The following is a 13092-nucleotide window of genomic DNA, read 5'->3' as shown; positions in this document are numbered from 1 at the left end:
AAAACTTATAATTGCAGGCCAATCATCTTTTTCCATCACATTGACGTCTGCCAGGGCAATTTGGATTCTGGAAACAACTTTTCCTGATTCATCATATCCATGGAGTTGCCAATCCCAGACTTCCTCCAATTCTGATTCCAGTAGTTTTTGGAATTCCTGAAACTGGGCAAATACCAATTCCTGCATTTCCTCATCTTTGTGGTTCAACTCTATCCCGATGGATGCAAAGCCACGCTCTGCTTTCATCCTGAAAAAAATATTCTTTACTCCTGTCTTATAATTCTGCCAGTTGATTCTATATCCTTCCGCATTGGGTACAGGCTTCATGTACTGCCCAAAAGTAGTCCAGAAATCTTTTCTCACTTTGGCTGATTCAGCGCGAGAATACATGTCAATAGCTTTTTGGGGTGTCTATCGGAAGTACAATGATAAAATCAGCGGACTTTGCTGTTTTCTCATCAATGCTGTTGATATCCTCCTGCTCTACGGTATTGATGGTCATGATTTTTAGGTCAGGATAGGCTTTTTTCACAAACCAAACTATCCCCTCATAATCATTGGAGTGGTAAGAGCCATTGATATGGAGTATGCTATGACCTTCACCCAAAAATTCAAAAAGTGAAAAAGCCATGGTGACATCTTTCAGTGCCTGAGCTTCTATCATATAGTCGATATTCATCGATGAACCATGCATCATATCCTTCATCGCAACATAAGATGGCAAGTCTTTGTCTATTTGAACCGGAAGTGGTGGAAGGTATTTTTTTGCCTCTACATCCAATGAATCCAAAGCTTCGAGGCCTTCTCTACTTACCAAAGAAGCATATTTTCGTGGAACATTACTGGCTACAAAAGGAATGTTGTGCTTTTTGGCAAAGAGCATTAATGGTTTGTAATCCGTGCTGTAATTGTTCCAGAGTTTGGCTTCAGCTTCGAAATTCTTATCGGTGATTTTTCCGGCAAACCACTCATCTATATTGAGCTGATCATCTCTTTCAAAAAACTCTCCCGCAAGTATTACAGAGTTTTGGTTTTCTTTCAAATTTTTGAGCAACTGCAACTGTAGCCAATGTGCGATGCTGTTGTTGTGCAACTCTCCAAAGAATATCAACTCTTGGTTTGAAGCCTTTTCAGCCATTTCTTCAAAGCTACTGACATTTCCTTCCTTGTCATAAATCTTATATGGCTCCAATTGTGCCATTGCTGGCAGTAGGGTAGAACAAAACAGAAATAAAAATAGAATTCTTTTAAGCATAATCTTCAGGGTAATTCACAGTCACTACAGAGTAGTTGACTACACCACCCAATGCCGGGTTGTGTTTTTTAATGATAATGGAAATTGAGTGGAGGTCAGGGTAAACTTTCAATATATCCTGAATCATCAAATGCGCCAAGTGTTCAAGTAGTTTGACAGGTTCGAGCATGTGGGATTTGGCAATGTTATACAATTTCCCATAATCAACCGTGTTTTTAAGACTGTCTTCAAGCATGGCTTTTTTAAAGTCAGTATTCACATGAATATCTACAGTGAACCGGTTACCCAACTTTGTTTCCTCTTTGAATACGCCATGGTAGGCGTGAAACTCTATACCTTCTAACGAAACTTTTCCCATCAATCAAACTGGTCAAAGAAAGACCCTCCTTTATTTCCCTGTTTTTTCTCGTCTTCTTTTTCAACTGCCTCTTCCTGTTTTTCAGCTGCGATTGTTTCAGTCGATACATCTACAGCTTTGACGTTTTCAGGTGCTTTATCTTTTTTTACAGGTTCAGTTTCTTCAGAAGCTTCAATTTTAGAAGGTTTTTCCTCCTCATTATTTGAGGTTTCCGCTTTTTCCTGCTTTGCCTCTTCCAGTTTGTCTTCGGTAGGAGGTGTTTTTTCAGTCATTTTTTCGGACCTAGATTCCAGTTTGGGTTCTGAATGTTGTACTTCTGCTATTTTTGCCATGGTAAAAGCATTTGATTTACTTAGCTTTTCTACCATTTCCGCATGTATGTCCACATTGATTTTTTTGAAAGATTCCTGTGATACTGAAATATTGTCATTGATATCTTCAGACAGTGCTTTTAGGTTTTTCAATACCAAATCTCTTTGTGCCAAAAGGGAAGTGTAATCTTCCACTAAGCCCTTGATATCAGCCTTCAGGTCATCCATCATCTTACGGCTTTTTTCTTCAGCACTTTCAATGAGGTTTTGGGCTTGTCTTTGGGCATCTTGCACCATGGTGTCAGCGTTTTGATGTGCTTCAGAAAGGATTTCTTCCGAAGATTTAGAAGCTTCTTCTATCATGGCTGCACCCGTATCTTCAGCAGTTTTCAAAGTCCTGAAAAGTGACTCTTCAACTTCCTTAAGTTTGTTAGCCTCTTTTTCAGAGGTTTCCAACCTTCTAGCCAAATCTTCCTTTTCCTTGGTTAGGCTTTCAAATTCAGCGCTTATGAATTTCAGAAAATCGGTAACTTCATCTTTATCGTAGCCTCTGAAGTTTTTTTCGAAGTGTTTTTCACGGATTTCGGCAGGAGTTATTTTCATGGTATTTATAGTTGAAGTTCCCAAATAGATATTTTTCTATCGTCGCTGACAGAGACGATGTGATGGTTGTAGCTGCTCCACAATACTTTATTGATGGAAGTGCCGTGCCCGGCATACCGAGACTTGTCTATCACCTTCAGCAATTTATAATTATCGCTGTCCCATACTTTGATAGATTTATCCATACTGCAGGTGACAAAATACTTGCCATCTTCTCTGAAGGATAGGTAATTGATGGCAAACATATGTGCTACTATAGATTCTTGCAGAGAATATGCACTTGTGTCCCAAATATTGAGGTAGGCGTCTCTTCCCCCACTTACCAAAATAGGCTTGTTGGGTGCATAGCCCAGAGCAAAAACCGAATTGTTGTGAGCTTCCAGGTTATGGATGGGAGAATGGTCTGCCAGGTTGAAAACTTTAATGGAATTGTCACTGAGCCCCACGGCGAGCTGTCTTCGGGTTGGATCAATTGACAAAACCCGGACACTTTTTTTTCCAACTTTAATGTGCTTTTTTACTGACTTATTCTCTATATCTATAATAATGATGACACCATCTCCAGTGCCTACATACAATTCATTCCCTACAGCTTTGATGTCGAAGATAGATTGATCAGTTACCTTAATAGACCAAAGTTCTTTGCTGTTTTCAAGGTCAATGACGTGGACTCCTTCAAAATTATGCCCAATAAACAAAAGGTTTCTTTCCTTGTCCACCTCAAGGGCATAAACTGAATGGGCAACTTTGGCCATCAGTTTGCCATCTTTCGGGTTGTCCATATCCCATTCTACCACCATGCCATCACCTGAGGCCGTGTAAAAAAACCTCGGGTCAGGTCCTTCCACCAAAGCATAAATACAATCATTGTGTCCCGTGAGGGTATGTAGTTTATTGACTTGGATTTTTATCATATATTGCGAGGATTAGCAAACAAACCCTTAAGGGGCCTATGCAAACAAAAATAGAAAAAATTAGTCCTTTATCAGCTTTGGCTGTAAATATTATTGAAGAGGTACCGGATTCGATGGTAGATTTTTTGAGCTTTAGAGAAAAGCTTTCCTATGCAAATATCTCAAGGGTAGAAAAAAGGGTAGAATGGATTTGTGCTAGATTGGCAATTAAGAAAGCCCTAGACTGTATTTCATTGCCTTATCCTGGATTTTTCAAAGATGAAAATGGTAAATCTCATCCTATGGACGGGTATGGATATGTTTCTTTAAGCCACACAAAAGGGATAGCAGCAGCAATTTTTCATAAGGATATGCCCGTGGGAGTGGATTTAGATTATATTCGGGAGAAAGTTGTACGTCTTGGTCCAAAGTTTTTGGACAAAACAGAAATGGACTTCCTTGGGAATAATCCTGAGCTTTACACTACTGCTTGGTCAGCAAAAGAATCCATATTCAAGTGCCAGGGAAAAAGGGGAGTTAGCCTTAAGAATAATATTATGCTTGAACCATTTTCTCTGGAAGATAAGGTGATCAAAGGGAAAATATACGGAACTGAATTTTCCGATCACCATTACAGGGTAAAGGTAGAAAAGGAAAATGATATCATCATGACCTATACGGTTTGGTAGGCTCTTTGCTATAGCCTAATTCATATATAATATACCTGAAATATGAAAAATTTATTGTGCCTGATAGTCATCCTCTTTTCTTTCACGCAAGCTTCAGTAGCGCAAAGGATAGAAAATTTTAAACTTCAGGATATTATATCCGGAAAGGAATTTGAGCTAGCCTCCCATACAGGAGATAGAGCGGTAGTGATTATTTTTAGTAGTCTCAATTGCCCCTTTTCCAAATTATATGAAGATAGGATTGTGGGTCTTAACAAATCTTATGCTGATAAAGGATATACTTTTGTCATGGTCAACCCCCATTATGATATGGAAGAAGGAGAATCGAAGAAAGATCATGAAGAAAGAGCGAAATCAAAAGGCATGAATTTTCTGATTTTGGATGATTCGGAGCAGGCAGTAACCAGGATGTTTGGAGCCAGTAAATTACCGGAAGTAGTGGTGATGACTCCTAGCCAAACAGGTTTTTCTGTAGCGTACAAGGGAGCCATTGACAATAACCCTCAGGTCGCAGCAAATGCCAATATGAAATATCTTGAAAATGCCCTTTTAGCCATTCAGAATAGACGGAATCCCAGCCCTGCTTCCAGTAGACCGGTGGGATGTAACATTAAGTTGAAAGGAAGGTAAGTACCTCAGTCACTTTCAAGGATATCCAGTAGTTGATGAATTTCATCCACTTTTTGTAATTCCCCCAGTTTTTCAAATGCGACAATAAGATTACGCATGGAGCGGATGAGGATATCTTTGTGGGTACAGGGTTGAAAAAAAGTTTCCCTAGATTCAATTTTTAAATGTTCCAAATAATTATTGATGTCTTGCTTGCTGAATATTAGACCCTTATTGAAAGCATTGATATAAAACGACGCGTCTTTAGACTTATATGTCAATACAAATAAATTTGGCAGGTTAACCCCGTAGATAGGGAGTCCCAATTTTTGGGCAACCAAAAGATAAATAGAACAAAGGCTAATCGGGTTTCCCTTCTTTGTTTCCAATACACTGCTGAGCATGGAGTTTGCTGGGGAATGAAAATTCTTGGTATTGGCTGAGAATCTCAATTGGTTGAAAAGTACGCTATTGATAATCCTTACCTGTTCATAAGGCATCAAATCATTCTTGAAGGCAGTCCAAACATCAAAGTAAATCTGGTGCATGTCAGCACTGAGTTTTTCGAAATCAAGATCGGGGTACTGATAGGTATTCAAAATCCAAAGTCCTGACAATAGGTCTTGGTCTTCGCTCTTTTTCCATTCTTTCAGCCTTTCCTTTAGCTGGGAAAACTGAAGGTTATGCACAAGTTCTTCAATTTCTTTTTGGATATCCGGATTGAAACTTTCTTCCCACTTTTTCTCTAAAAAAGGGATAACCTCATGGCCGAAAGAAGTGAGTTTTTCCCAAACATGGTTTTTCACTTCTTGGTCAGTATCGTCTAAGAGCGATACAAGGGCGTTAAGTTCTTTATCGGTAAGTTTTTCTTTTGACATGATGTACCTTCAAGATAGTGATAAATACCCTTATTCAAAACTCCAAAAATCAATGTTTTGATTCATTTATTGTAGAAAAAAGGCTTTGCCAATTGATTGGCAAAGCCTTACAAGGTATTAGGTTTGAATAATACCTACATTGAACTTTTCAGTAATAGGGGCATGGTTTGCAGCTTCTATCCCCATGCTGATCACTTTTCTGGTTTCCATAGGGTCAATTACTCCATCCACCCAAAGCCGTGCTGCGGCATAGTATGGGCTCAATTCCTCATTGTACTTGTCGGTAATTTCCTTAAGAAGCTGGGCTTCATCTTCGGGGGTGATTTCTTTGCCGGATTTTTTGAGTGAGGCAACTTTAATCTGCAAGAGTGTTTTGGCTGCAGACGCACCACTCATTACAGCCATCTGTGCGGATGGCCAAGAATATATCAGCCGTGGGTCATACGCTTTTCCGCACATGGCATAGTTTCCGGCACCATAAGAATTACCCATCACAATGGTGAACTTTGGGACAACGGAATTGGCCATGGCGTTGACCATTTTTGCACCGTCTTTGATAATGCCTCCGTGCTCTGCTTTGGATCCTACCATAAACCCACTTACATCCTGAAGAAAAACCAAAGGGATTTTTCTTTGGTTGCAGTTCATGATAAATCTGGCTGCCTTGTCTGCCGAATCCGAATAGATTACTCCACCCATCTGCATTTCGCCCTTTTTGTTTTTGACAACTTTGCGCTGATTGGCAATAATACCTACGGCCCAGCCATCAATCCTAGCGGTGCCACAAAGCAAAGTTTTGCCATAATCTTTTTTGTATTCTTCAAAATCAGAATCATCCACCATGTGCTTGATGACTTCTCCCATGTCATATGGTTTTACCCTATCGTATGGAAACACACCATAGATGTCTTCCATCCTAAGTTTTGGAAGCTTTGGTTCTTTTCGATCAAAACCTGCTTTTTCACTTTCACCGATTTTGTCAAAGATTTTTCTAATAGCCTCCAGGCACTCTTGGTCGCTATCATATTTATTGTCTGTGACCCCAGAGATTTCACAATGGGTAGTAGCTCCGCCCAAAGTCTCATTGTCCACGCTTTCACCAATAGCCGCCTTTACTAAATAGGAACCTGCCAGAAAAATAGAACCTGTCTTGTCTACAATCATGGCTTCATCAGACATGATGGGCAGGTAAGCTCCACCTGCAACACAGCTTCCCATGATTGCTGCTACTTGTACAATTCCCATGGCAGACATTTTAGCATTGTTGCGGAATTGACGTCCGAAGTGCTCCTTATCAGGGAAAATTTCATTTTGCTTGGGTAAAAATACGCCTGCACTGTCAACCAGGTAAATGACAGGAAGATGGTTTTCCATGGCAATTTCTTGTGCCCGCAGGTTCTTTTTGGCCGTCATAGGGAACCAAGCACCTGCTTTGACAGTAGCGTCATTGGCTACTATCATACACATTCTACCATGCACGTAACCAATTCCTGTGATGACACCTGCAGAGGGACAGCCCCCCTCTTCCTTATACATGCCGTCAGCGGCTAATGCTCCGATTTCAAGAAATTCAGAACCTTTGTCAGTGAGATAGTCGATTCTCTCCCTTGCAGTAAGTTTACCTTTTTGATGCTCTTTTTCTATTCTGGATTTTCCTCCGCCTAGTTTTACGGCTTCCAGTTTTTTCTTCAATTGAAAAAGTAGTTGTTTGTTTTGATCGTCATTCTTGTTGAACTCAATATCCATAAAGTATTTTGGGTTTAGTATTCTAAAAGCTAAAATAACCTCTTTTAGGAGTAAGTATCAAATGTGGGGGAGGTAAATACATCATTTACATCTCATCTATTTCCTCTTTGTATGCTTTAATTGCCCTATATATAGCAGATGAAAGATAGGTTTGTCCTTCAGCACTGTTTAGGAATCTCTCTTCATTCGCATTGGAAATGAAGCCAAGTTCTATCAGTACGGAGGGCATGTAAGTAGTCCAGAGAACGTATAAAGGGGCTTGCTTGACACCTCGACTGTGGCGGTTGACCCTGGTTCTGAAATCGTCCTCTACCTTTGCTGCCAAAGAAATACTGTTGGATAGATATGCTTTTTGGGTGAGGTTAAACATCATATAAGATTCAGGAGAACTGGGGTCGAAGCCCTCGTAGTTTTCCTCGTAATTATCTTCAAGAAGAATTACAGCGTTTTCCCTCTTTACTATGTCAAAATTTGCTTCGAAGTTTTTGGTACCCATAACAAACGTTTCTGTGCCATAAGCTGATCGGTTTCCTGCAGCATTGCAGTGGATGGAAATAAAAAGGTCGGCCTTATTTCTATTCGCAATGTTGGCCCTTTCTTTCAATTCCAAAAAAGTGTCGGTTTTACGTGTGTATATTACTTCTACTCCTGGGAGAAGTTCTTCTACATATTTCCCAACTTGAAGGGCAACTTTAAGCGCGATATCTTTTTCCTTTGAATAGGAACCTACTGCTCCTGGATCTTTTCCCCCGTGCCCTGCGTCAATAACTACCCTTTTGACCCTATCAGAGCGTATTTCCTTGGGGCCAGCTGAGGAAAACCCCGCTGTAAGGAATAAGAATGTTAAAAATGTAATAATGAGAATATTTTTCACTTTGAATCGTTTCATGCGTACTGAATCCTATTAACTTTGCTCGGGCAAAATTTATACATTTTTAATTAAATTCGAATCAATTAGTGCGGAATTACTGGTTTTATTTGCTAGGTATGATTCTAGTTTGGGTTTTGCCCCACTCTGCATTTTCACAGCAGAGAGACCCTGAGCGAAAGCTGACCGCACCGGATTCCGTTTTAAATCCTGATGCACTTCAATTTCCCGATGTTGAGAACCTTTTAGACTCCCTACACATGTCTCTCAGCGACAGCTTGCCTGATCCTGAATTGAAAGATGGTGAACCCAAGGGTGATATACAAACTACTATCAATTATTACGCCGAAGACAGCATTATAACTGACTTTACCCAAAATAAAGTTTATCTTTACAACGATGCATGGTTTGAGTATGGTGAAATCAGATTGGATGCAGACCTGATCATTATAGATTGGGACAAAAGTGAGCTTTTTGCCTCAGGGATTACAGACTCTCTAGGGAATATACAGGGTAATCCGATTTTTAAGGAAGGACAGACTACCTATGAAATCCGGAAAGAAATGCGGTACAATTTTAAAAGTCAAAAAGCCATCATCAAAGACGTGGTCACAGAGCAGCAGGATGGTCTTTTGAGGGGGCAAACCATCAAAAAGGATGCAGATGGAAGTATTTATATGGACAAAGGTTTTTACACAACCTGTAACCTGGCTGAACCTCACTGGCATATCAACGCAGCCAAAATCAAATCGATTAGAGGAAATAAAGTGGTAACCGGTCCATTCAATCTTTACTTTAACAATATTCCAACACCCGCAGGATTACCCTTCGGGATTATTCCAGATACACCGGATGAAAAGGCTTCAGGAATAGTTTTCCCCTCATATGGACAAGAACAAGTTAGGGGTTTCTTCCTTCGTAACTTCGGGTATTATTTTGCATTCAATGATTATATCCATACTAGGGTTACAGGAGATGTCTATACTCAGGGAGGGTACGGAGCCAAAGCTGCCACTGTGTATAAAAAACGTTACCGCTATAACGGGGCCTTTAACGTGGATTACCAAAGGTTTCAAAGTCCTGAAACAGTACGTCCGGAAGAGGCGCAGGATTACAATACCATCTGGGTCAACTGGAATCATGCTCCGGAAACAAGGGGAACGTCAAGGTTTTCCGCCTCCGTCAATGCGGGTACGACCAATTACAACAATGTAGTCATCAATCCCGGGAGCTTTGCCAACAATGTAAATTCTGAATTTTCTTCGAATGTCTCATATAGTAAGACATTTGCAGGGACACCTTTCAGTATGTCTGCCAACTTGAGGCATTCCCAGAACATCCAAACGGATGAAGTGAATCTGATTTTGCCTGATATTGCTGTAAACATGAACAGGCAGAACCCATTTCAAAATGTAAAGTTCGAGCCATTGAAAACTTTGAACATTGCCTGGAACTTTAACCTTCAAAATTCCATCAACAACAGGATCACACCAACCTTCGGTGTGCCAAATCAGGCTTTGCAGCAATCTCAAGGTAACTTGGATATTCCAGAGCAAAACGTATTGGATTTTACTTTTGCCAATTTGCCTCAATTGCTTCGAGATGCGGATAATGGTGCCAGGAATACCATTCCAATTACTTCCAACTTTACCTTATTTAAATACTTTACAGGGACAGCATCTGTGAATTATACAGAACTTTGGTATACCGAAAGGATCAACTTTTTTTATAACCCCGTAGAAAATAGGGTAGATAGGATTCTTGAGAATGGATTCAACAGGGTAAGTTTTTACAATACTTCCTTTGCCATGAACACAAACGTGTATGGCTTCTATAATTTTAAAAACAATAAAAAAATTGAGGCTATACGTCACCATATGCAGCCTTCGTTTGGATTTAATATGACCCCTGATTTTTCAAACCCGGCTTTTGGATTTTATCAGCAGGTTCAGGTAGATGAGGATGGAAGAACCCAATTGTTTTCCCGTCATCAGGGGTTCTTATTTGGCGGTGCACCTTTGGGAGAGCAGCGTTCATTGAGTATTAATATCAGGAATGTGGTAGAAGCAAAGCTAAAGACCAATTCAGATGATGAGGAAGCTTCTACCAAGAAAATCCCTTTATTACAGTCCTTAAATGTCTCTACCAATTACAACTTTGCAGCGGATTCTTTTAATCTTTCTCCCATCAATTTCAATACAAGGACCTCCTTTTTTGAAAATAAACTCTCAATGAACCTTTCCGGAAATCTTGATCCATATGCGACAAGAACCACCAATAACCTGCAAACTGGACAGGAAGTTACCAGAAGAATCAATCAGTTTGCATGGCAGGCAGGGCAAGGAGTAGGGACCTTAAGGTCGGCTCAGTTGAATATCAATGGTAATATCAATCCCAGTGGTGATAAATCACCGGGGGAAATGAGAGAAGATATGACCAATGATTTTTTACAGCAAGGAGGTCAGATGAATGAATTTGTCGAGGAGGAGATCAATAGGGTAGTGAATGACCCTTCCCGTTACATAGACTGGGATATTCCCTGGAATTTGGGTTTTGGTTATAATATTGCCTACAACAGAAGGCAAGATGGTCAAGTCAATATCACTTCCGCTCTTAATGTGAACGGGAATGTCAGTATCTCCGAAAAGTGGAAAATCAATTTTAGCGGTGGCTACGATTTTATGACTGCCCAGATTACCCAAACCATGATAGGAATTGATAGGGATCTGCATTGCTGGCAGATGGGAGTCAACTGGATTCCTTTTGGCCGATTCACTTCTTACAGCGTCGACATCAGGGTGAAATCTTCCATTCTTCAGGATCTTAAAGTCAGTAGAAGAAGATCCTTCTTTGATAGATAGAAAGGGGATTTACGGTTCCCGTCCGACTGGATATCATGGCTGAAAATTTACGAGGGCATGAATGGTCTGAGAGGAATAGTTTGCTTAAGGCTGGAAACCGGAATGTTGAATAACGAACAAGGAATAAAGACAGATGAATAAATGAAGGGGTCTTCTTAAAGGAAGGTTATATAAGGTAGATAACGGCCTTTACAAAAACTACAAACCTTCCATTAAGTACAGGTCTCTTGGTACATGGTACATTGTACCAACTAAATCTTAGCAGAATTGCAAAACCTATTTTTGCATTAACCATCGGATTTAGCCTCGTAATTCGTAACTCCAAAATCGTACATCCTTTTTAAATCTTCGACCTACTCATAGGCATAGTCATACACCTTGGGCCACCGAGTCCTCTTGATAATTCAGAAGAAGGGATTTCCAATACATCAACCCCCATATTTCTCAGGGCATTGTTGGTGTGCTTGTTTCTATTGTAAGAGATTACCCTTCTTGCGCCTATGGCAAATACATTGGCGCCATCAAACCACTGTTCTCGCATGGAGTAATCTGGGTTCCCATCAGCTGTATGCAAGATTTCCAGATGTTGAATTTCTCTTTCTAAGACAGTCAAAAGAGATTCTTTCAAAACCTGCCTTTTGATATGGACTTTGTCATCTTGGATTTCCTTCAAAGTGTAAAGAGACGTTTGCAATACGGAATTTAAGGCATCCGGATAAGTGAGTACCAGGTTTTCATCCAGTATGGTAAACACGGTGTCCAAATGCATATAATTGCGCCTTTGTGGGAGATGCACCTCATAGACACGTTCTACAGTACCTTCCGCTAAAAGTGCTTTTGCAACCTGGTAAATAGCTTTCTCATCCGTGCGTTCTGAATTTCCAATGGCGACAGCTTTCTTGGAAAGGATAATGACATCACCACCTTCTATGCTGGGCGGGTTAGATTGCCCGTTTAATGGATATAGCTGGTTTACATGTTCTTTGAAATCCGGGTGGTTTTCAAATATTGCTTTCAAAAGATTGGCTTCTCTTTGTCTGCCTTCCATCTTCATGCTTGAAAATATGATTCCTCCTGGTGTGATGGCCATAGGATCTCTTTGAAAATAAAGGTTTGGGCTAGGAGGTATAATAAAGGCATAATCCAGCAATTCTGTAGTAGGTAGGTTTGGGATTTTCTTCTTAAGTTCATGGACTTTTACACCTGCTGTCAGGGCAGTGGCACATTCAGCTGTAGATAGTCTATCTAAGATATAGTCCTTGAGATGAGTTTGATTAGAAGGCTGCAAAGCCTGTGTCATGAGTTTTTCGAGAATCTCCCTGTTGGTAAGCGTTTGGATCAATAATTCTCTTAGCCTAAAAACAGTAGCACCTGTCGCTTCTTTGATGAGATTGGTAAAAACATCATGTTCCATTTGCATGGCCTCCAAATAAGGGACATCCTCAAAAAGCAGGAAATCTTTGTTGTAAGGAGTAAGCCTATCTATTTCCCTAGCAGGTCTGTGCATCAGGACTGCCTTCAATGTTCCAAACTCTGAATTTAACCTTAGGTTCATACTCTAAAATTTAACCTTAAAATTTATGAATAGCTCAAAGTATCAAATTTATGGTTTAAAAAATACCATTGGAATGATATATTTTTCCATAATCAAAGATATCAGGTTTTGGATTGTGTCTATTTAGTAGGTAGGATATAAGTTGAAAAAATGCATTTGTGTCTGCTATTTTTCACTTATACAAATTGATTTAAGTGTTTTTTGGATTAACTGGGCCAATGCCTCATGCAGGCCAAGGATATTCTATGTTGCCATCTTTTAGACATTCAACAGTGATTCATTTTCAGGTTACGGGAAATAGCGGTTTGACCATTCTTAAAAAAAAACCGGAACATCGCTGGATGTTCCGGTTACAACTGAAAATATCAAGTTTATTATGATATCCAGCTTTCCACTTCCTCTTTTGTCGGGTTTGGAACCTGTAGTTTCAATTTTTTGCGTCTTCCGCAAACATCATTGAAAAGCT

General features: G+C 40.0%; 12 protein-coding genes. 3 read left to right on the top strand and 9 right to left on the bottom strand.

The window, feature by feature from the left end; translation table 11 throughout:
* The 5 genes from EA341_RS15005 to EA341_RS14985 all read right to left on the bottom strand — a co-directional run.
* On the bottom strand, positions 1–363 hold a 363-nt coding region (locus EA341_RS15005; RefSeq protein ID WP_367127609.1), incomplete at its 3' end, for a DUF4268 domain-containing protein.
* Positions 364–391: 28 nt separating this feature from the next.
* Positions 392–1255: a ChaN family lipoprotein gene (locus EA341_RS15000; protein WP_293015977.1), complete on the bottom strand. Its 864-nt coding sequence runs from the start codon at positions 1253–1255 to the stop codon at positions 392–394.
* Positions 1248–1613, bottom strand: a complete 366-nt coding sequence (gene folB / locus EA341_RS14995; RefSeq protein WP_293015975.1) for a dihydroneopterin aldolase — start codon at positions 1611–1613, stop codon at positions 1248–1250. The genes EA341_RS15000 and folB overlap by 8 nt, the downstream gene beginning before the upstream one ends.
* Positions 1613–2527, bottom strand: a complete 915-nt coding sequence (locus tag EA341_RS14990) for a DivIVA domain-containing protein (protein ID WP_293015974.1) — start codon at positions 2525–2527, stop codon at positions 1613–1615. The genes folB and EA341_RS14990 overlap by 1 nt, the downstream gene beginning before the upstream one ends.
* Before the next feature lie 5 nt (positions 2528–2532).
* Positions 2533–3441 carry a WD40 repeat domain-containing protein gene (locus EA341_RS14985; RefSeq protein ID WP_293015973.1) on the bottom strand — a complete coding sequence of 303 codons (909 nt, stop codon included), beginning with the start codon at positions 3439–3441 and terminating at the stop codon, positions 2533–2535.
* A 38-nt stretch (positions 3442–3479) separates the two neighbouring features.
* On the opposite strand from EA341_RS14985, the gene EA341_RS14980 reads away from it, so the two are divergent.
* Together EA341_RS14980 and EA341_RS14975 are read left to right on the top strand one after the other, a co-directional pair.
* Positions 3480–4109, top strand: a complete 630-nt coding sequence (locus EA341_RS14980) for a 4'-phosphopantetheinyl transferase superfamily protein (protein WP_293015972.1) — start codon at positions 3480–3482, stop codon at positions 4107–4109.
* Between the two features lie 42 nt (positions 4110–4151).
* Positions 4152–4739 (top strand): redoxin domain-containing protein, encoded by a 588-nt coding sequence (locus EA341_RS14975; RefSeq protein ID WP_293015971.1) that lies wholly within the window; start codon positions 4152–4154, stop codon positions 4737–4739.
* A gap of 5 nt (positions 4740–4744) precedes the next feature.
* Here the strand turns inward: EA341_RS14975 and EA341_RS14970 are convergent, their stop codons facing one another.
* From EA341_RS14970 to EA341_RS14960, 3 genes are all read right to left on the bottom strand, one after another.
* Positions 4745–5596 carry a transglutaminase-like domain-containing protein gene (locus tag EA341_RS14970; RefSeq protein ID WP_293015970.1) on the bottom strand — a complete coding sequence of 284 codons (852 nt, stop codon included), beginning with the start codon at positions 5594–5596 and terminating at the stop codon, positions 4745–4747.
* A gap of 117 nt (positions 5597–5713) precedes the next feature.
* Positions 5714–7342, bottom strand: coding sequence for an acyl-CoA carboxylase subunit beta (locus EA341_RS14965; RefSeq protein ID WP_293015968.1), 1629 nt, complete (start codon positions 7340–7342; stop codon positions 5714–5716).
* Positions 7343–7427: 85 nt separating this feature from the next.
* A complete protein-coding gene (locus EA341_RS14960; RefSeq protein WP_293015966.1) occupies positions 7428–8231 on the bottom strand; it encodes an N-acetylmuramoyl-L-alanine amidase in 804 nt (267 codons plus the stop codon).
* Between the two features lie 98 nt (positions 8232–8329).
* Here EA341_RS14960 and EA341_RS14955 point away from each other — a divergent pair, with 98 nt between their 5' ends.
* Positions 8330–11071 carry a putative LPS assembly protein LptD gene (locus tag EA341_RS14955; RefSeq protein ID WP_293015965.1) on the top strand — a complete coding sequence of 914 codons (2742 nt, stop codon included), beginning with the start codon at positions 8330–8332 and terminating at the stop codon, positions 11069–11071.
* A gap of 340 nt (positions 11072–11411) precedes the next feature.
* Here the strand turns inward: EA341_RS14955 and EA341_RS14950 are convergent, their stop codons facing one another.
* Positions 11412–12626, bottom strand: coding sequence for an arginine deiminase family protein (locus EA341_RS14950; protein ID WP_293015963.1), 1215 nt, complete (start codon positions 12624–12626; stop codon positions 11412–11414).
* Between the last annotated feature and the right edge of the window lie 466 nt (positions 12627–13092).

Source organism: Mongoliibacter sp. (assembly GCF_007692705.1).
Taxonomy (GTDB): domain Bacteria; phylum Bacteroidota; class Bacteroidia; order Cytophagales; family Cyclobacteriaceae; genus Mongoliibacter.
Note: the sequence above shows the minus strand (reverse complement) of the source record. Positions and strands in the feature narration are given on the sequence as shown.